Consider the following 20,272-nt stretch of genomic DNA (forward strand, 5'->3'; position numbering starts at 1 on the left):
TGTCTTCTGAGGCAACACATTCAGTTTAGTTAATCAAACAAAACCTTTGTAAACCTATGCAAAAACCACTATTCAATCAAGCATTTTTGCTTAAAATGATGAAAATTTCGCTAACACAATGCTTTCTTGCACTTGTACTTGTGTTGCAGTCTTTGGCCCACGATGGCAAAGCACAAGATTTACTCGAAAAAAATGTTTCGGTCAATCTGCAAAATGTAAGCATGCAAGATGCCATTTCTGAAATCGGGAAAGTGGCTGATGCAAAGTTTTTTTACAGTTCAAAAGTCATTTTGTCCGACAAAAAAATCAGTTTACAAGTACAAAATCAGAAATTTTCGGAAGTTCTGAGCAAATTATTTTCGCCACTACATATATCTTATAAAGTATATGGCAATCAAATTGTTCTAAACGCTGCCACCGAAGAAACTAAAGCACAAACCATTGATACAGACATACCTGCCCTCCCCGTTGCTGACCCAATTACAGGAAAAGTAGTTTCAGTAAAAGGTGAAGCATTACCAGGCGTGAGTATTGTAGTAAAAGGCACAAAACGTGGAACAAGCACCGAAGTAGATGGAAGTTTCAAGATAAATGCCGATAAAGGTGAAGTTTTACAGTTTTCATTTATTGGTTATCAAAATCAAGAAATTACAGTTGGTGAGAATAACATTGTAAATATCACCTTAGCCGAAGCAACATCTCAACTAAGTGAAGTGGTAGTGATTGGTTCTCGTGGGCAACCCCGCACCGATGTTGAGCGTCCAGTACCTGTTGATGTATTAAGTGCGAAAGAATTACAAGCAACTGGTCAAGTTGAACTTGGACAAATGGTGCAGTTTAACTCTCCTTCGTTCAATTCGGCCAAAACTGGTATCAATGGTGTAGCCAATTATGCCGACCCAGCCACCCTCCGTGGACTTTCGCCCGACCAAGTGTTGGTATTGGTCGATGGCAAGCGTCGTCATCAGTTTTCGGCATTAAATCTTAACGTAACCGTTGGTTTAGGAACCGTCGTAACCGATATGAACTCGATTCCATCGTTGGCACTCGACCGTGTTGAGGTTTTGCGTGATGGTGCAGCTGCACAATATGGTTCTGATGCCATTGCTGGTATTGTAAACTTAGGCTTAAATAAAAGCGTAGGAAAAGGCACATTCAAAACTCAGTACGGAATCACGAAAATGGGTGACGGTGGAACGTACATGGGTGCATTAAACTATGGTTTTAAGCTGGGTAAAGAAAAAAGCTACCTTAATCTGACGCTTCATTACCAGCACGCCAATGGTACCGACCGCTCAGATTTTTATAATCCAAGACCAGTAGCTGGTGGAACTTATACAGGTATTTATTCATCAACTCAGGCAACCGATGAAGCAACGCTCAAAACAAGAGGAGTTTGGGGAGATTATGGTACTTTCAAAGTAACAAAGTATGGTAGTAATCAGAATACAGCTTATCAAGGATTTTATAATTTTGGGTACCCGATAAATGAAAAATGGAATGTGTATAGCTTCGGTGGTGTTTCGATGAAAGATGTATTGGCTTTTGGTTTTTTCAGAGTAGCCAATCCATCAAACGCCAACTCAACTCCAGAGATTTTCCCTGATGGTTTTACGCCTCAATTACCGGGGAAAACCATTGATTATTCATCAGTTGTGGGCCTCAACAGAAAAGTATCAGACGGTTGGAATCTTGATTTTAGTGCAGGATATGGCCATAATTACTTGGATTTATGGGCAAATAATACTGTAAACCCTTCAATGGGAGCAAATTCTCCAACCGAATTTTATGTTGGCCGTAGTGCCGTTGGTCAAACGACCATTGAAGCCAATATTTCGAAGAATTATAAAGGTTTACTTGGCACAAAAAATACCAACGTCGCTTTTGGTAGCCAGTTCAGAGCCGAACAGTTTATCTTGAAACAAGGCAGTGCCGAATCGTATCAAGTTGGGCCGCTGGCAACCACCAAAAACAAAGCACCAGGTTCGAGTGGCCGCCCAGGAATTGCCCCTACCGACGAAACCGATGCCACTCGTAGCAACATTGGTTTGTATGCTGACGTAGAAAGCGATATTACAAACAAATTTTTAGTAGCAGCCGCCCTTCGCTACGAAAATTATAGCGATTTTGGTAGTAATGTTTCGGGAAAATTAGCCGCTCGTTTGAAACTTTCGGAAAGTATTTCAATCAGAGGTTCGATAAATAAAGGTTTTAGAGCACCATCATTACAGCAGACTTATAACAGCGTTACGACTTCGACTGTGCAAGCAGGAGCAATTATTCAGACCAAACAATTACCAAACTCTGACCCTCGTCTGGCACAACTTGGCATTGAAAAACCAAAAGCCGAAAACTCGCTCAACTATAATTTAGGTATTACAGCAAAGGCAGGCGATAAGTTTTTATTTACGTTAGATGCATATCAGATTGATATTACCGACCGTATTATACTTTCAGAGCGTATGATTGTTAATAGCATTGCTTCGCTCAAGCCTTTGTTTCCCGGCATTAGCGAGATTCGCTTTTTCACGAATCATATCAATACACGCACCAGAGGAATTGACTTCGTGACAACTTTCAATCATAAATTTACTCCAAAAAGTAAGCTAACGGCCAGTGTTGCTCTGACTTTCAACGAAACCAAATTTACTTCGCAGAAAGCAACACCAAGTCTTTTACAGGCAGGTACAACGGCCAAGATTTTGATGATTGATACCGTAAGTATTAGTCTGATTGAAACAGCACAACCTCGTCAGAAAATATTGGCATCGGTGGGCTATCAAATCAATAAATTCAATGCTAATGTGAGAGCATCGTATTTTGGACCAGTAACCGCATGGGAAAAACCTACTGGAAAACCACATATTACACAAACATTTGGCGGAAAAACACTCATTGATGTAGCATTAACGTATGCGTTTTCTCCTAAGTTTTCACTTACTTTGGGTAGCAATAACATAACCGATGTGTATCCTGACAAGGTTTTGACAAACTTTGCGGGTTATACCAATGGACAAATACCATATACCCGAAATGCTAACCAATTTGGATTTAATGGAGCATTCTATTATGCTAATGCTACCATTAATTTTTAGCAGATTATAGACAAAAGATATGAGACGAGAGAAATTAAATTGTTTACTAATATCTCTTAAAATATTTGGTTGAAATTTTATTGACCGTGAACTTTGTCAAAATCTCGTATCTTTTGTCTCATGTCAATTATTTAAGCAATGACTAACCTGTTTTTATTGATAATTTGCCTTTCGTTGGGGGTACTCCTCCAACGAACCAAAGGCTTTCCAAAAGATGCGTATTTGGGTCTGAATGCAGTTATCATTAATATTTGTTTACCAGCACTAACACTCCTTTATACCAGCGAAATTTCGTTTAAACCAAATCAGTTACTCGTAATTCTTACACCCTACGTTTTATTCATAAGTTCGTTTATATTTTTCAAAATCGTTGCCAAAAGTCTCCGCTTCGACAGAAGTACCACCGGAGCTTTAACAATCACGGCGGGAATCAGCAGCATTTCGTTTGTAGGATTTCCGATTTTTGAATTATTATATGGTAAAGCAGGCGTTCAGATGGGTATTTTGATGAGTCAGGCAGGTTCATTTGTTGTTTGTGGCACGCTCGGAATCATGACGGCCTCTTATTATTCATCGTCCGAGCCATCGGTAAAATCTATCGCTAAAAGTATTTTTACCTTTCCGCCATTCGTAGCCTTTTGCGTGGCTGTATGTTTAAATATCCTTGATTTTCATTTTCCGAGTTCGGTGAGCGATATTTTACAAAAACTGGGTAGCCCATTTACGATACTGGCCTTATTATCAGTTGGTTTGCAAATCAACTTATCTCAAGGTAATCTTGTACAAAAACCATTTTTGTTAGGCTTATTTTTCAAACTATTGGTTGCCCCGTTGATAATCTTTGTATTATACCTTATATTGCTTCAACAAAACTTTTTTGTGCATGAAAATGCGTGGATAGGCCAAATGTGCGTAGTTGGAGCAGCTTTGGGTTCGATGAATACGGCTTCTATCATTGCCATCAATCATCAATTAAATCCGCCGCTGGCAAGTTTAATGATTGGCATCAGTATTCCATTATCGTTGATTACAGTTCTGTTTTGGCACTATTTATTGATTTTTTTCTGAAATACACTTTTCCAAATATAGCCCTAACAAAATTCCGAATAATAAAACTTTACAATGAAAAAACTCTTTACTAACCTTACTTTTTGGGTACTTACGGCCATCGTTTGTGGTGTTTTGCTCGGCCATTACAATCCCGAGTTTGCCCTACAACAAATCTTTGAAAAAGGCTTCAAGCAAAATCTTTTCATTTCTGAATTTGAAATTAAAAATACATTTGCCGAATTTCTGAGCAGTTTATTTATCAGTTTTGTCAAACTTTTCATCAATCCAATCATTTTTCTCACAATTACACTCGGAATTATTTCGATGGGAGATTTGAAAAAAGTTGGAAAAGTTGGAGCAAAAGCCCTCCTTTACTTTGAAGTAGTCACAACCATAGCTCTTTTTGTGGGTGTTATAGTAGCAAATGTTATTCGCCCTGGTGATGGCGTTGTCACAGATGCTATCAAGGGTGGAGATATTTCAAAATACACCAAAAGTGCTACCGAATTTAGTTGGCTAAAGTTTTTCTTAGATAATGTCACACTTCAAGTGTTGGTTCTGGCAATAGTGCTGGGAATTGCTTTGAGTAATTATTCTGGCCGTCAAAAAGTGGTTAATTTTCTTGCACCGATTTCCAAAAAAGTTTTTTGGGCTTTACACAAAGTCATGCTTTTTGCACCAATCGGAGCGTTTGGTGGTATGGCTTTCACTATTGCCAAATATGGTATTCAAACCCTTCTCCCGCTTGCTAAATTAATGGGAACGGTTTATGTAACAATGGCTATTTTTGTATTTGTGGTGCTTTATTTTATTCTGAGATACTATAAAATCAGTCTTTGGAAGTTTCTAAAATTTATTCGTGAAGAATTATTGATTGTACTTGGCACATCATCATCAGAAGCAGGTTTGCCCTCGTTGATGGAAAAATTGGAGAAAATGGGTTGTTCAAAATCAGTGGTTGGTTTGGTTGTTCCTGCGGGATATTCGTTCAACCTTGATGGAACGACAATTTACCTTTCAATGGCAGTTATTTTCTTAGCTCAAGTTTTCAATGTGCATCTCGATATTCAACAAATTCTAACAATTATCGGTATCTTGATGGTAACATCGAAAGGTGCAGCGGGCGTAACTGGTAGTGGTTTTATTGTTTTGGCTTCAACGCTGACGGCTTTAAAAGTGATTCCCGTTGAAGGTTTGGCTTTGCTTTTGGGCGTTGACCGATTCATGTCTGAAGCTCGTGCGATTACCAACTTTATCGGAAACGGTGTAGCAACTATTTGGATTTCAAATAACGAAAATGAATTCGACCGTGCTAAAATGGAAGCAGCCTTTGCTCACGTGGCTGACTATGAAGATATTGTGAAAGATAATTTGCAGAACAAATAAGAAAGTATGCAAAAAGCTATTTTCCTAAGCAAAAACAGTTAATTACACAAAAAAAGACTTTTTTTCTTTAACTCTAAAAGTATTCAGTCTTACCTTCGCATCATCAAACTAATCTTTTATTCGAAAATGAGTAAACAAAATTTAAAAGAAGAAGCACTTCATTACCACGCAAAAGGTCGTCCAGGTAAAATTGAAGTAGTTCCAAGTAAAGAGTATGCTACCCAAAAAGACTTATCTTTGGCGTATTCTCCTGGGGTAGCCGACCCATGCATGGCTATTTTTGAAAATCCCGAAGACGTTTATAAATATACGGCAAAAGGAAACCTTGTGGCTGTAATTTCAAACGGAACGGCTGTTTTGGGTTTAGGCGATATTGGCCCAGCCGCTGGAAAACCAGTAATGGAAGGAAAAGGGCTTTTATTCAAAATTTATGCAGATATTGATGTATTTGATATTGAGTTAAACACCAAAGATGTTGACGAATTTGTACGAACAGTGAAAATTCTCGAACCAACTTTTGGTGGTGTAAACCTCGAAGACATTTCTGCTCCAGAGTGTTTTGAAATCGAAGAACGCCTAAAAGCAGAATTGAATATTCCAGTAATGCATGATGACCAACATGGCACAGCCATCATTTCGTCGGCGGCATTATTGAACGCTCTCGAATTAGTACAAAAAGATATATCGCAAGTAAAAATAATTATCAATGGTGCGGGGGCTTCGGCAATTTCTTGTACTCGTTTGTATAATTCGTTGGGAGCTGATAAAAAGAACATTTTCATGTTCGATAGTAAGGGCTTAATTCACCCAAGTCGCACGAATTTGGATGGAAAGAAAATCGAATTTGCCAACGATAATATGCCAGCCGAAACCACATTGGCCGAAGCCTTAGTTGGAGCGGATGTATTCGTTGGACTTTCAAAAGGCAACATTTTGAGCCAAGATATGGTAAAATCAATGGCAAAAGATGCAATTGTTTTTGCAATGGCCAACCCAACTCCAGAAATTTCTTATGAAGATGCAATTGCCGCCCGTGAAGATATTATCATGGCAACTGGACGTTCTGATTACCCGAATCAAGTGAATAACGTACTTGGCTTCCCCTATATTTTCCGTGGTGCTTTAGACGTTCGCTCGAAAGTTATTAACGAAGAAATGAAGCTGGCAGCCGTGCTTGCGTTGGCCGATTTGGCGAAAAAACCAGTGCCCGATGTAGTAAATTTAGCGTATGGCGAAACCAATCTTTCATTTAGCCGCACCTATATCATTCCAAAGCCTGTTGACCCACGTTTACTTACAACCGTTGCTCCAGCAGTAGCCAAAGCAGCTATGGATAGTGGTGTGGCTAAATTCCCGATTACCGATTGGGAAGCCTACGATACTATGTTGGCAAAGCGTTTAGGACAAGATAACTCGCTCAAAAAAGTAATTACAAATAAGGCAAAATTACATCCAAAACGTGTAGTTTTTGCCGATGCCGAAAATTTAGCCGTTCTGAAAGCTGCCCAAGAAGTACAGGACGAAAAAATTGCTACACCAATTTTGCTCGGAAATGTAGCTAAAATCACTAAATTACTCGAAGAAAATAACATTGATTTACCTTATGCCGAAATCATAGACTCTCGTTCAACTGACCAAGAAGAGCGTTTGGCAAGATTTGGTGCAATTTTCTACGAAAAACGCAAACGAAAAGGCTATAATCATTTCGAGGCGATGCAGTTGATGCAAAACAGAAATTATTTCGGTGCAATGATGGTAGAAACTGGCGAAGCCGATGCTATGATTGGCGGTATGACTCGAAATTACCCAGAAACTATTCGTCCAGCACTTCAAATCATTGGTCGTCAAGATGGTGTGAAGAAAGTTTCGGGTATGTATATTTTGATGAGTCGTTTTGGCCCACTTTTCTTGGCCGATACAACTGTAAACTTCAATCCAACTGCCGAAGAAATCGTTGAGATTACCGAATTGGCAGCTAAAGAAGTAGAGAAATTTAATATTAAGCCAAGAATTGCTCTCCTCACCTACTCAAATTTCGGTAGTGCCGATGGAGAAGATGCGGTAAAAATGCAAAAAGCAGTGAGCATTTTGAAAGACAAACACCCAACGATGATTGTCGATGGCGAAATGCAAGCACACTTACCATTTGATATTGATTTATTGAAAGAAAATCACCCATTCAGCGATTTAGTTGATGGTCGTGCCAATACATTGATTTTCCCTAATTTGTCGGCATCAAATATTGCTTACAATATTGTGAAAGAGGTAGCAAATATTGATAAAATCGGACCGATTTTATTGGGTGTTAAAAAACCAGTTCACGTACTCCAATTAGGTAGTACAGTGCGTGAAATTGTGGACATGGTTGCAATTGCAGTTGTAGAAGCTCAAGGAAAATAAATCCTGACCGCATAAAAAATGCAAAAGCCTTACCGATGATTCTTCAGTAAGGCTTTTGTTGTTTTACACAAGTATATTCTCAACTTTCAATTTTTCTAAAACTAAGTTATTGGCATATTTGATAATTACAAAACCATGCTCAATTAAATACTCCAAACCCCATTTTCTAACCATTCCATGATTGGGCAAATTCGGTTGCTCTACATGGTTTATTATATGGCCCGCACCATAATAATCTTCTACTTCATTGGGTTGGATTGAAAAAGGAGCAGAGTTTATCAAAGGAAAATACTCTAAAGTAACTATTAATTGTTTGGTTCCTACATCAGTTATTCTATCAAGCGTTCGAATATAATCCTTTCGCATCTCATATGGGAGAGCAACCAATGAGGCACGGTCTAAAACCCAATCTATTCTACCGATTCGCTCTTTTGTTAAAGCCATAAAATCAGTTTTCAGAATTGTTATATTTCCCGAAATAAAGGTTTCTTCATCGATTTGCTCGTATTTTAGGTTATTTTCTTCAAAAAATTGAATTATTGCCTTTTCAACTAATTCTACACCAATCACTTTATTGGCAAACTGCGATAAATACAACATATCGACTGTTTTCCCACAAAGTGGAACAAGAATGTTTTTCCCTTCAATTTCTTCTGGACTCATGTACTGCAATACATAAGGGTGAATGTCATGGCGATGAAAAGATGTATAAAAACCGCCTAAATCCCAAGATTTGAACCAAAATGATGCTTCCATAGCTAAAAAGAGTAAGTTTAAATGTTTATGGCTAAAAATGTTTAATTCCAACGAGGATTGGTAATGAGTATCAGCAAAAGCCATAATCCGAAAATAATGGCAGGAATAGCTTCAATACCTAAAATAAGGTTGGCAATTTTGATATTTCCGTTTGATTTTAAGAAATATCCTGCAATCATAATACCTCCTAAAATAAGTAAAATCAGAAGCCAAAGGCCAATATTAGTGCTTGACACCGATGTATCGATGATTCCAACAAAGAAAAATATAGAAATATTACAGTGGTAATTACATCTACAATAAAGAAAATCCAAAATAGTTTCATGGTATTAGGCCGCATAGCTTTGAATAACAATATTCCATCTTCTTCTCGAAACTATTAGTTCGACTTTGTCTGTCATAATTACCTTTTTCTCCAATTGGTCGAGACTCTTGATGTATTTTTTATTAACAATACATGATTTACTTACACGAATGAAACCTTCAGGTAGCATCTGAGAATACATTGCTAAAGTGTACGACATCAACTCTTTTTTGCCAGAAAGCAAAATAAAAGATGTGTAATTAAGATTTCCTTCCAATCTGATAATATCAGTAGAAGCTCGTTGCAATAAATTTTGGTGACGCTTATGAGGTTTTCTAATTATAGTTTTCATGGCTTATAAAATAAATGACAAATGTGTTTTCTGGCTAATTGATGCTTCAAATTTGGAGTATCGAAAAATAACTTTCAATATTTTTTCGACCAACCGCTCAAAATCAAAAACGAATGGTATAAAATCAAAAACGAAGCGTTTTTTATGCATTTTTAGACATTTTTATAGAAAAAACAAGTCAATACAGTCTTTTCAACCATTCATTTTATTTATTCGACTTTTCATTTGAAAATTTTTCTACTACTTATTTTCATCTGCCAATTTTGAATCATCAAATCATTGAAACAATTTAAAGGCTATGAAAAAACTTATTATTACATTTTCTTTTTTGCTTTCATCAGCTATCACTTTTTGTCAGTCGGTTACGATTTCCCCCACATCTTTAGTGGAAAATCCAATCCAATCAATTACAAAAGTCGGGATTGGTTTGGACCATCGCCATCCAAATGGACTTGTAGGAGTTGGTACGTTTGCCCAGTCTGCTTCTGGTTATATACAAACTCACACCAATCATCCATTGCATTTTTCTACCAATAATGGTCCTGCCCACATGACAATAACCACTGCTGGGCAAATTGGTATGGGTACTATAACCCCGTCCCAAAAACTCCATGTAGTTGGTAATACCTATATCACAGGCAATATGGACTCTGACGGCTTGGTATCGGCAGGTACACTGAGTATCGGAGGGGGCAGCACAATCAATAAATATTTGGAAGTGGCACTGACTGGTCAGCAAATTTTTGGGGTTGTTAATAATACCTGCGACCTAAACTACTATGCAGTAGCAGGCGTAAATACTGGCGATGCTGTCATTTTGAATATGGAATCTGCCTTCTCAACACTTGTAGTTGCTAATGTACGAGCTTCGGGGGCAAATCAGGTAGAGGTGAAGTTTTGCAACATCGGAAATTCAAATACAGTATTACTACAAAATCTAAATATGAGATTTACGGTTTTTAAGTAAAACCAATCAATTTTCATCTACAACATTTCGAATGCGTTTTTCAGCTATTCATTTAGAAAATATTTCATTATAAAGTCTCAATTTTCAAATTTGTGGCATCTTAATAATTTATACTAATTTATATAAAACCATGAAAACAGTAATTACGTTATTTCTCATTTCATTTATTTCGTTAAATATTTTTGCCCAATCCGGCACTATGCTCCCCGATGGATTCATCATTCCTAATTCAGCTACGGCTCCTACTTGTACAGTAGCCGATAAGGGCAAAATGTATTACAATACCACCACCAAAGCTATGATGATATGCAATGGCACTACATGGCTACCAGCTTCAAGCCTTTGGAATGATAACCAATCATTACCAAATACAATCAATTATTCTGGAAATGTGGGAATCAATACTACAACACCCCAATACGAGTTAGATGTGAATGGTACTATTCGTGTGAGTGGAGATTTATATTCAACTAAAATTGGTATTGGCTCAACCGCCATACCCAGTTTTGCCCTACAAGTTACTGATGGAGATATTGCCATTACGAGCACGGCTGATGCCAAAACATGGAAGTTCAATTATGAAGATGCCAATAATTGGTTGGCTTTGCAAGAAAACGGAACAACTCGCATGGTCATTGCGAATGGCGGAAATGTAGGTATCGGTAGTACAAACCCAACCGCTAAACTCCAGGTGGATGGAACAGGTTATTTTACAGGTAATCTAACCGTAAACAGTGGCAAGGGAATTGTCAGAACAACCTCCGCCAATTCGATGAAATTACATACGGTAGCACATAGTTTAGGTACAAGTTTTACTGTAAATACGGGTCTTTGTGCAACTTCTAACGTCAATATCACTTCGGCTGCTTATTCGGCTGCACCTACTGCTTACGTGGGTAATTTTGTTTCGGGTACAGGCAATTTTGGTCAGTTGATAGCTCAGGTACAATCAACAACTGCTACGCAGGTAGTTGTCAGATTCTGCAACAATACCGCAAGCAATATCACATTGTCAAATGCCATCTATAATATTTTAGTGGTGGGGCAATAGTAACACCACCCAACCCTCCCCGATAGGGAGGGCTTATACTTTTACTCAAAATTATATTTTCAAATCTAATAGCCTCCCTCCAATTGGAGAGGGAAAGCAAGGATGAGGTTTTGTAGATTGCAAGTTCAAAAAGTAAAGTTTATTAGTAATGCAAAAACCTAATTTTATCCCGACTAACCCCTCAAAATCAGCGTAAATAATTAATTATTCTCATGAAAACCATAAAAACATTCCTCGTAATATTCTTTTTCTCATCAAAACTGATGGCCCAATTTATTGTTATACAGCCCGAAACTTTTCAGTTAGCTACAATAACAAATTATCCTTGTCCAGCTTCTGATATTGGTAAAATATTTTATAATACTAATGATAACAACGCAGTGTACTGTAAGGGTACATTCAGTACCGAATCGGCAAAAGAATTTTGGAATTTGAATGGAAATACCATCAATTATACTGGTAAAGTTGGTATAAGAACTGGTACTCCATCTTATGACCTCGATATAAGTGGCAATGGGAAACTAAAATCAACTAATTTTATCGCTCAAAAATTGGGCATCGGTACATCAACCCCAACAGAAAGTGTAGAATTGAAAGATAGAGAAATTGCATTTAGCAGCACAGCAGATGCAGTTTCATATCGTTTTAGATACATTGATGCTGCTGATAAGTTTGAGTTTGTTGAGGCGGGAACTGGGAAAATACAAGTTGCAAATGGCGGAAATGTCAGTATTGGAGGTTCTCCAAGCTCGGATAAATTAAATGTAATTGGCAATGTAAATTTTAATGGAAACTTAACTATTGAAGGCAAGGGAACTGTCTATAATTCAACAGCTCCTCAGCTTAAATTGGTAATTAGTAGTGTAACAACCCCCAGCACTTTTTTTATTGCAAATAATGCTTGTAGTACTACAGGATTTACATTCCCTGCTGCAAGTTTTAGCTCAGCACCAGCAGTAGCTGTTGGGCAGAAGACAGCTTCAGGAGGCGGAACAGACGAAGGGATAGTTATCACAGTCGAAGGTGTTACAGCAAGTGGTGGTACTGTAAGATTTTGTAATCATACAGGAGGAGGAACATCCGTTAATAGCACTACTTATTCGTTAATTTCGATTGGAAACTCATTTTAATTACCAATCTCCGCCATTCAAATTCTCTTTTCTACACTTCATGCAATCATTTTTTACTATAAAAGCAAAAAGATTGAAATTTAAATCGTCAACGCCAGAAAACTAAATTTAAGCCATGAAAACTAATTTCAAACTATTTCTTCTAACAATTATCTTTCTAAATTTCTCTTGCCAAAAAGAAAACGTAAGCATAGTACCATCAAATGTTAAAATTAGTTCGATTAGTTTAAAAATCTCAAAACCAGCAGGTACATTCTGGATAAATGAATCTGATGCACTTGAACTATCGGTAGATGCCAAAGACGAACAAGGAAAGGTTTATTCAAACTACTCGGGCAAGGTTTCGTATTTTGCCAATGGTGTAGAACTTTCAAGCAATCAATACGATTTTGCACAAGAAGGCGAAGTAGAATTTAAAGCCAAAATCAATGAGGTCGAAAGCACCAATTCAGCTAAATATTTAGTTAAAAACCCTGCGAAAGAATTAGAAAAATTGGTTTTGAGTAATACTTTTTATTCAAAATACTCAGTTTTACATGCTTTGGTAGGTACAACTCCGAATCTTGCATTGAAAGGGTTTGACAAAAACAATACCGAAATACCTGTACAAAAGGGTTTAAAAGCCACCATTGGAAACGAGTCAGTAAACCTCGAAAACTTCGCATTTCAGAAAGCAGGTACTCAAAAAATTGTAATGAATGCTTACGGAAAGCAAATAGAAACCACCTTTGAGGTTCGTCAGCCACGTACTTTTGATGTGGTCAGAATTCCGATAATGTTTCATTTTTGTCAACCAAGCCCCTATACCCATCCTACAACCAAGCAGACAGATGCTCAATTTATAGAATTAGGCATCGAACAGCTCAACAATGGCAAAGCCTTAGAGCAACTCAATGCGATGTTCCGCAATCAATTTGTAAAAAACCTACAAGAACTCGACCCTAACGCCGCCGATACATTTATCGAATTTTACTTAGCCGACAAAGACCCACAAGGCAATCCATTAAAAGAAAAAGGTATTAATCGCCTAAACTTTACTCGTCCGTACATTCCTGTTGAGTCTCCATACGTGTACGATGAGGCTCAACGCCAATATGAAATCAAACTTGCTAATGAATTATCTAAATGGAATCCGAATGCGTATTTCAATGTCGTTGTTGAAAACTTCGGTAATTGGAATTATGCTGGAATCGCCAAAATGCCTATGATGGATAATAACCGAAAATCGCTTGTACCACAGGAATTTTTCAACCTACCTTATATCAATACAACCATTGACAAATTGGCTTGGGGAAATACAAATACACGCATTTTCTCAGACCACGTTCGTCTGCAAGGAGCCATCAAACTGCTAACTCAAACCCCAGGAGTTGATGGAAGATTGTATGTAAGTAGCACCTTAGCTCATGAAATTGGCCACGCGTTAGGCTTACAGCATACATTTGGTTTACAAGAGAATTGCAACGATAGCTATCATTCAGATGGGCTTTTTGATACTCCACGACAAGTAAGTGCCAATTATGACACAAGTTGTGATGGAATTAAGTTTGTACAAAGAAACCTGATGAACTATATGTCTTCCGATTTGAGAGGTTATTTTACCTACGACCAAGTAACCGTCATGCGAAGCAGGATAGAAGCAGCATTTAACCTCCCGACACCAAGAAACAAGGGAAAATTTAATCAACTTCGCATTGCAAATAGTGAAAACAATCAAAATTCAAACGATTTTGCATTGAAATGTAACTAAATTTAGCTTAAATTTTTAATTTTTATATAACCATGAATCAAAAACCATCTGCCGCATTTGTCGGTGCTTCTTGGGTAGCTATGGGTGCAGGGATGCTCGGCTACATCATAGGGCTTTGGCGTTCGGAAATGCTTCTCAACGAAAAAGGCTATTATTTTACAATCCTTATTTTAGGCTTATTTGCCGTAATTTCGCTTCAAAAAAGCGTCAGAGACCGCTTAGAGAATATACCTGTTACAGATATTTATTACAGTATTTGTTGGGTTTGTACAATAGTCTCAATCGTTCTTTTAGCAGTTGGCTTGTGGAATGCGACGCTTCTACCAAGCGAAAAAGGGTTTTATGCTTTTGCTTTTTTGTTATCGCTTTTTGGAGCAATCGCAGTTCAGAAAAACACAAGAGATAGTCAAATAAAATAAAATTGGAGTTTTTATTAAATCAAACACTCCAAATAAAAAGATTTGTTGAATACTCAATTTAACCAAATTGGTTAAATTGAGTATTCAACAAAGTTCAAGTATTAAAATCGGTGGCTTAGAATTTTCAAAGTGCCGATTTTTTTTTGATTTGTCTTCTTAATTATTTCAATCTTTCAAAAGTATCATAGTGTAACTTCACAGCTTAAACTATTCAGTTTAGATTTTATACTATTCAGTTCCTTTTTTATACTATTTGTTCAATCATATTTTTTGAATCGAATAAATAGGCTGAAATTTGAATCATCAAAACAAAAACAAATTCGCTACATGAAAACTATTGAAATTGATACACTTACACAAATTCATGCTTTAACAAGCAAAATGCCGAATCTTCTTAACGATGAAGATAAAGCCTTATTAAACCAAATCTACACAGAAGCACTTGAAGATTTAGAAGATGCTGATTCTATGTTTACCTACTCAATTACAAAAGCAATGAGAAAGCATTTTGAAAACGTCCAGTCAAAAGAGCATATTTATCTTCAAAAATTCGAGATTCCGCAAATACGCTTATTCGAGCTGCTTATACAACAATTTCCTTTGGCAAATCTTAGCCAACATTGCATCAATACCTTACTGGCCAACGAGTTAGCCAAGCACTCAAATCCAGTATTGATGGATATTGGTATAGGTACAGGTATGCAAGTTTGTACTATTATTGAGCAACTCATTGGCAATCAAAACTGCCAAATCAAAAAACTTACGATTGTAGGCATTGAGCCCTACGGCGAAGCTCTTAAAGTTACTGAGCAGAATATTAATAAAATATCCCCGAATGCACCATTTAGCATTGGTTTGATAACGAAAGAAGCTTTTATTGAAAAAATGGCATTGTCTGAAATTCAACAACTATTGCCAGCTACTTACGATGGCTTATATGTCAATGCTTCATTTGCCTTGCATCACATTCAAACGGCCGAAGACAGAAAATTAGTTTTTGAAACTATTAAACGTCTAAAAGTTGATGCTTTTGCATTGAGCGAACCCAACTCAGACCACTACGAAAAGTCTTATGCTCAGCGTTTCAAAAACTGCGTCAATCATTACGGCACATTATTTAAAATTATTGATACACTTGTAATTACAAACAAAGAAAAAGCAGCATTAAAACTTTTCTTCAGCCGTGAAATTGATGATGTTCTGGGCAATACCGAAGACGTAAGAGTAGAAAAACATTACGCCACCGAGCAATGGATTGAACTCTTTGAAGAAACTGGTTTTACGCTCGAAAAAAAAGAAGCTAAGTTCGATTATACCACCTTAAACGGAACCATTCTACAACAAAACCTTTCGAATCGCTATTCGACAGCGTTTGAAGGCGAAGAAATAACCAGCCTCTTTTGGGCAAAATAACCTACAAAATACCTTTAAACAAAATAGCTAACATGAAAACGCTTGCCAATTTAACTGCCATTGAAAATCAACTTCATCAATTACTCGAAACCGATAAACCTATCAAACTCAATTGCAATGAGTCTCCGTTCGATTTGCCACAAACACTGAAAGATACTATTACCTCTAAAATGGCTGAATTATCGTGGAATCGTTATCCTGATTTTCAACAAACTGATTTGGTCGAACTTTTAGCCCATTCAGTTGGGTTAAAAAATGAAAATATCTTACTTGGAAATGGTTCTTCACAGCTAATACAACAAATCATTAACTGTTGTTCAAAGTTTGTTTCGGAAGTAATTATAGAAAATCCAACTTTTACACTTTATCATCAGATTTGTCAAAACGAAAGATTAAATTATAAAGAATGGCATTTAAACGAAAATGGCTCGTTCTGCATCGAAAATTTCCCCACAGTCAGCGAACCATCAATCGTCATCATTACTTCGCCAAACAACCCAACTGGAGCAGTTTTGCCAAAAAACGAGCTTGAAACCCTTTTACAAACATACCCTGAATGTATTTTTTTAGTTGATGAGGCATACGGCGAATTTGCGAATGAATCTTCGATTGAATTAATTCATAAATATTCAAATTTATTGGTTCTCAAAACCTTTTCAAAAGGATTTGGCCTTCCAAGTATGCGTTTTGGGTATGTTGCAGGAAGTAAAATTTTGATAGATTTGCTCAGAAAACATACCATCCCGTTTACCATCAATGTTTTTAGTGAATTGATTGTTCGTGAATCTCTGACAAATAATTCTTTCAGTCGCATTATCAAAACCAATCAAGAAAGAATCAAAAACCTTCGAGACTTTTCATGCTACGAACTTTCCGAAATAGCTGATAAAACCACTTTTAGTGTGAATACTTCCCAGTCCAATTTCTTACTACTTCGTTTCAATGATACTTCATTATTGAATGAAATAAAAGAAATATTCGCTGCAAAAAATATCACAGTGAGTTTCCCGATTACAGATTGTATCAGAATCACCATCGGAACTGAAGTTGAAATGTCGAAAGTATTAAAAATCATCAAACAATGTGTAAATAGCTTCAAGGTTTCTTGTCAAGAAGCTATTCTTAATACACTTTCGGTTTATTAATCTTAAATCAATGGCACTTTCACAATAAAATCCGTCTCCGTTTCAATCGTTTCAAAGGGCTTGGAAGTCAGATAAGAATAGAGTTTCTTTAGGCTGTCAAGTCCTTGTTTGTTTGACGTTTCAACAAAACCTTTTTTTTGTAGATTATTCTTAATCATCAAGAAATCATCTTCAACATATACATTAATTACAAGAGGCCGTTCGTCTTCTATGATGTTGTGTTTGATAGCATTCTCAAACATATTTTGGAGCGTAACAGGCACAATCGCATAATCTAAGTAGTCTTCATCAATGTCAATGTTAATTTGTAAGCCCTCCTCAAATCGAGACTTTTGCAGGTCAATATAATTTTTTACGAAATTAATTTCTTGCTCAATCGTTACGGTCTCTTTGTCTTTACTTTGCAAAATATACCTATACATTGCCGACAATTTTTGCAGGAATTTTGATGCTACCTTGGGTTCTGTGATTATCAAACTGTTGAGCGAAGTAAGACTATTAAACAAAAAATGTGGGTTCAAATGGTTAATTAGATTTTGGTACTGAATTTCGGTTTTGTCTTTTTCAAGGCGTGTTGATTGGATTTGCAGATGATGAATTTTTGCCCTTTGGCTCGCTCTATAATTAATAAAAAGATAGAGAATCGTAGCAAATGCTATCAACACTAATAATCTGAACCACCAAGACTTGTAAAAAACTGTACTAATATGTATCTTAATTTGGGCGATTTCGGACACAGCATCACCGTTGATGGCTTTGACCATAAAGGTATAATCGCCCCCCTCCAAATTCGCATAATTGGCAGAAGTTTCCTCTCCTGCTTTTACCCAATTTTTGTCAAACCCCTCCAATTTGTACATATATTGATATTTATTGATGGGCGAAAGCGGTAGATAGCCATAGCCAATTGAAAAGCCATTTTGTCCCACATCCAAGCTAACCGATTGACCGTTTGCGGTATATATCATCGGTGCATCAGCAAAATAGATATGATTAATCAACGGAGCTTTGGTGAGTGCATATTGGTTGATTCGTTCGGGGAAAAATTCGACTAAATACCATTGTTGTGTTGAAACGATATGTCCGTTTTTGAGGCGGAAAAGCTCATTATAATAATTATAATTGATTTCGTTGATAGGTAAGGTGAAATTGAGAAAGCTCTCTTTGTTAGGGTTGAAAATAGAAAATTTGTTAGTGATTGCAGACCAAACTTGACCAAAATTATCCACATTCACCGACCAAATGATGTCCGAAACCAAACCTTCACTTTCACTCCAATACTCATATTTATGATGCTTTGAGTCATATTTGACCAAGCCTTTGTTTGGAGCAGCAATCCAAAAATCATTATTTTTATCGGCTACTGGCAAATTAAAATTTGCCTCAAACTTGGTATCATTAAAGCTTTTCTGAGGAAAAAACTGTTGGTTTTTCTCGGAAAACTGAAGCAAAACGCCACCCCAATTACTTGCACAAATACCCTTATTTTTATCAGCAAAAATAGATACACTACCTTTCAACTTTTGTGTTCCGATATTTTTTTCGAGGTCGTAATAGTCAAAATGTTTCGAATTTACATTGAAATTCAAAACGTATTTACCATACCCCGAAATCCATAATGTGGAATCGTTGGGACTAAAAAAACTGATAATATTACGCTGGTTTTTAAGTACTTCTTCTGGGAAAGGCATTTCAGTAAACTTTTTGCTCTTTTTGTCAAAGCTATAAAACCCTGCATTGCTGGCAATATAAAGCCGATTTTGCAATTCTTTAACCGCATTTACGCTATGTTGAAAAGAATATACTTCAAGTGAGTCAGTAAGAGTATTATAATGCAAAAGACCATCTTTATGTGTACCCAACCACCACCAGTGTTCTTTGTCTTCTTCAACACACATAATGCCATAATTAAACTCAAGATTTGGCTGTTTTTTATTAATTTTATAGACTTTATAAAATGCCCTTTCTGGATTTGTGTACGAAATCCCACTCATGGTGCCAAACATTAATGTACCATCACTATCTTGCAACCCTGCAAAGAAAAAATCGCTTGAAAAAGAGTTTTTATCAGCTTTGTCATTAAAGAATTCGGTAATTTGCTGGGTGTTAGTATTGATAAAAAAAAGCGTATAAACCCACGAAGACACCCAAAGGTTTTGTTGATTATCAAAAAACAAACTCGCAGTCATACCCATCATTACGACTCGATTACTTTTGAGTTCATATTTCTTCGTGATTTTACCTGTCGCACCATCAAAAATTATAATTAGGTCTTTATTTGTACCAAAAGCAATTTGGTTTTGGCTACTTCTGACAATAGCCGAAGTATATTCATTTTTAAAAATTTCTAATTGTTTTGGATTATTTTTATGGTGAAAAAACTGCTTGGAACGAAGGTCAAAATACATAAGTCCAGCGGTTGAAGTGAGCCAAAACCCACTTCTTGAAGCATCTTCAATCATCCCATTTCTTGAAACAATCCCTTCCAGCATAGAGCTGGCTTTGTTGGTTTCATTTTTGAATAATTCAAGTTTTCGGGTCTTTTTATCTAACCTAAAAAGCCCTAAGCCAGCTGTAAACCATACATCATCTTTTTTATCACATAGGATATTAAATATTTGCCCTAACGGAGCTTTTCCATCAGTATCAAAATTTTCGAAAGTGTTGTTTTTTTGATGATAACAACCAAGCCCTGCTGCGGTTGCGTACCAAATATCACCATCAGCATCAAGTGCTAAATCATATACAGCATTATCAATCAGTGAGTTAGCTTCGTTTCGCTTTTTTTTAAATTTCAAAAAATGATTACCGTCGAAGCGATTCAGTCCATCGTAAGTACCAACCCACACAAACCCATTTTTATCTTTTAATAAATTGGTTACCACATTATTTGAAAGCCCGTCTTTCTCTTGAATGTGCTTAAATTCGAGGTTCAATTGTGCGAATCCTTTGTAAGAAAGAAGATATATCAGAAAAATAACAACGGTTTTAATGAGTTGACGATTTGCAAAAAAAGTTGGCATTTTCAAGGGTAGTTTAGATGTAGCATTCCGC

At 36.7% G+C, this 20,272-nt stretch carries 15 protein-coding genes; 11 read left to right on the top strand and 4 right to left on the bottom strand.

Annotated elements, in window-relative coordinates; all coding sequences use genetic code 11:
- Window positions 1-56: 56 nt before the first annotated feature.
- The 4 genes from ABR854_RS08870 (at window position 57) to ABR854_RS08885 (ending at window position 7,931) form a co-directional block, all read left to right on the top strand.
- Window positions 57-3,095 (top strand): TonB-dependent receptor domain-containing protein, encoded by a 3,039-nt coding sequence (locus ABR854_RS08870; RefSeq protein ID WP_350265046.1) that lies wholly within the window; start codon window positions 57-59, stop codon window positions 3,093-3,095.
- A gap of 138 nt (window positions 3,096-3,233) precedes the next feature.
- Window positions 3,234-4,163 carry an AEC family transporter gene (locus ABR854_RS08875; protein ID WP_350265047.1) on the top strand — a complete coding sequence of 310 codons (930 nt, stop codon included), beginning with the start codon at window positions 3,234-3,236 and terminating at the stop codon, window positions 4,161-4,163.
- 54 nt (window positions 4,164-4,217) lie between these two features.
- The gene (locus ABR854_RS08880; protein WP_350265048.1) at window positions 4,218-5,531 is read left to right on the top strand and encodes a cation:dicarboxylate symporter family transporter; all 1,314 of its coding nucleotides are present in this window, start codon (window positions 4,218-4,220) and stop codon (window positions 5,529-5,531) included.
- A gap of 126 nt (window positions 5,532-5,657) precedes the next feature.
- On the top strand, window positions 5,658-7,931 hold the full coding sequence (locus ABR854_RS08885; RefSeq protein ID WP_350265049.1) for an NADP-dependent malic enzyme: 2,274 nt from the start codon (window positions 5,658-5,660) through the stop codon (window positions 7,929-7,931).
- A 63-nt stretch (window positions 7,932-7,994) separates the two neighbouring features.
- On the opposite strand, the gene ABR854_RS08890 is transcribed toward ABR854_RS08885, so the two are convergent.
- The 3 genes from ABR854_RS08890 to ABR854_RS08900 all read right to left on the bottom strand — a co-directional run bounded on the left by ABR854_RS08890 (window position 7,995) and on the right by ABR854_RS08900 (window position 9,343).
- Window positions 7,995-8,687: a class I SAM-dependent methyltransferase gene (locus ABR854_RS08890; protein ID WP_350265050.1), complete on the bottom strand. Its 693-nt coding sequence runs from the start codon at window positions 8,685-8,687 to the stop codon at window positions 7,995-7,997.
- Between the two features lie 41 nt (window positions 8,688-8,728).
- On the bottom strand, window positions 8,729-8,923 hold the full coding sequence (locus ABR854_RS08895; RefSeq protein WP_350265051.1) for a hypothetical protein: 195 nt from the start codon (window positions 8,921-8,923) through the stop codon (window positions 8,729-8,731).
- A gap of 93 nt (window positions 8,924-9,016) precedes the next feature.
- Window positions 9,017-9,343 (bottom strand): LytTR family transcriptional regulator DNA-binding domain-containing protein, encoded by a 327-nt coding sequence (locus tag ABR854_RS08900; protein ID WP_350265052.1) that lies wholly within the window; start codon window positions 9,341-9,343, stop codon window positions 9,017-9,019.
- Between the two features lie 298 nt (window positions 9,344-9,641).
- Here ABR854_RS08900 and ABR854_RS08905 point away from each other — a divergent pair, with 298 nt between their 5' ends.
- The 7 genes from ABR854_RS08905 (at window position 9,642) to ABR854_RS08935 (ending at window position 17,218) form a co-directional block, all read left to right on the top strand.
- A complete protein-coding gene (locus tag ABR854_RS08905; protein WP_350265053.1) occupies window positions 9,642-10,310 on the top strand; it encodes a hypothetical protein in 669 nt (222 codons plus the stop codon).
- A gap of 130 nt (window positions 10,311-10,440) precedes the next feature.
- Window positions 10,441-11,361, top strand: a complete 921-nt coding sequence (locus tag ABR854_RS08910; RefSeq protein WP_350265054.1) for a hypothetical protein — start codon at window positions 10,441-10,443, stop codon at window positions 11,359-11,361.
- Window positions 11,362-11,573: 212 nt separating this feature from the next.
- Window positions 11,574-12,491: a hypothetical protein gene (locus ABR854_RS08915; protein ID WP_350265055.1), complete on the top strand. Its 918-nt coding sequence runs from the start codon at window positions 11,574-11,576 to the stop codon at window positions 12,489-12,491.
- A gap of 115 nt (window positions 12,492-12,606) precedes the next feature.
- Window positions 12,607-14,241: a M43 family zinc metalloprotease gene (locus ABR854_RS08920; RefSeq protein WP_350265056.1), complete on the top strand. Its 1,635-nt coding sequence runs from the start codon at window positions 12,607-12,609 to the stop codon at window positions 14,239-14,241.
- 32 nt (window positions 14,242-14,273) lie between these two features.
- Window positions 14,274-14,660, top strand: a complete 387-nt coding sequence (yiaA, locus tag ABR854_RS08925; protein WP_350265057.1) for an inner membrane protein YiaA — start codon at window positions 14,274-14,276, stop codon at window positions 14,658-14,660.
- A 327-nt stretch (window positions 14,661-14,987) separates the two neighbouring features.
- A complete protein-coding gene (locus ABR854_RS08930) occupies window positions 14,988-16,073 on the top strand; it encodes a GRAS family protein (RefSeq protein ID WP_350265058.1) in 1,086 nt (361 codons plus the stop codon).
- A 32-nt stretch (window positions 16,074-16,105) separates the two neighbouring features.
- Complete coding sequence (locus ABR854_RS08935) at window positions 16,106-17,218, top strand: pyridoxal phosphate-dependent aminotransferase (RefSeq protein WP_350265059.1); 1,113 nt, start codon at window positions 16,106-16,108, stop codon at window positions 17,216-17,218.
- A gap of 2 nt (window positions 17,219-17,220) precedes the next feature.
- On the opposite strand, the gene ABR854_RS08940 is transcribed toward ABR854_RS08935, so the two are convergent.
- Window positions 17,221-20,241 carry a ligand-binding sensor domain-containing protein gene (locus ABR854_RS08940; RefSeq protein ID WP_350265060.1) on the bottom strand — a complete coding sequence of 1,007 codons (3,021 nt, stop codon included), beginning with the start codon at window positions 20,239-20,241 and terminating at the stop codon, window positions 17,221-17,223.
- Window positions 20,242-20,272: the final 31 nt, after the last annotated feature.

The organism is Emticicia sp. W12TSBA100-4 (assembly GCF_040253585.1).
Taxonomy (GTDB): domain Bacteria; phylum Bacteroidota; class Bacteroidia; order Cytophagales; family Spirosomataceae; genus Emticicia.

Excerpts from the sequence above, each read along its gene's own strand:
- ABR854_RS08910 (WP_350265054.1), top strand. The coding sequence starts at position 10,441 with ATGAAAACAGTAATTACGTTATTTCTCATTTCATTTATTTCGTTAAAT.
- ABR854_RS08875 (WP_350265047.1), top strand. The coding sequence starts at position 3,234 with ATGACTAACCTGTTTTTATTGATAATTTGCCTTTCGTTGGGGGTACTC.
- ABR854_RS08935 (WP_350265059.1), top strand. The coding sequence starts at position 16,106 with ATGAAAACGCTTGCCAATTTAACTGCCATTGAAAATCAACTTCATCAA.
- ABR854_RS08900 (WP_350265052.1), bottom strand. The coding sequence starts at position 9,343 with ATGAAAACTATAATTAGAAAACCTCATAAGCGTCACCAAAATTTATTG.
- ABR854_RS08885 (WP_350265049.1), top strand. The coding sequence starts at position 5,658 with ATGAGTAAACAAAATTTAAAAGAAGAAGCACTTCATTACCACGCAAAA.
- ABR854_RS08915 (WP_350265055.1), top strand. The coding sequence starts at position 11,574 with ATGAAAACCATAAAAACATTCCTCGTAATATTCTTTTTCTCATCAAAA.
- ABR854_RS08940 (WP_350265060.1), bottom strand. The coding sequence starts at position 20,241 with ATGCCAACTTTTTTTGCAAATCGTCAACTCATTAAAACCGTTGTTATT.
- ABR854_RS08905 (WP_350265053.1), top strand. The coding sequence starts at position 9,642 with ATGAAAAAACTTATTATTACATTTTCTTTTTTGCTTTCATCAGCTATC.
- ABR854_RS08880 (WP_350265048.1), top strand. The coding sequence starts at position 4,218 with ATGAAAAAACTCTTTACTAACCTTACTTTTTGGGTACTTACGGCCATC.
- ABR854_RS08920 (WP_350265056.1), top strand. The coding sequence starts at position 12,607 with ATGAAAACTAATTTCAAACTATTTCTTCTAACAATTATCTTTCTAAAT.
- yiaA (WP_350265057.1), top strand. The coding sequence starts at position 14,274 with ATGAATCAAAAACCATCTGCCGCATTTGTCGGTGCTTCTTGGGTAGCT.
- ABR854_RS08890 (WP_350265050.1), bottom strand. The coding sequence starts at position 8,687 with ATGGAAGCATCATTTTGGTTCAAATCTTGGGATTTAGGCGGTTTTTAT.
- ABR854_RS08870 (WP_350265046.1), top strand. The coding sequence starts at position 57 with ATGCAAAAACCACTATTCAATCAAGCATTTTTGCTTAAAATGATGAAA.
- ABR854_RS08930 (WP_350265058.1), top strand. The coding sequence starts at position 14,988 with ATGAAAACTATTGAAATTGATACACTTACACAAATTCATGCTTTAACA.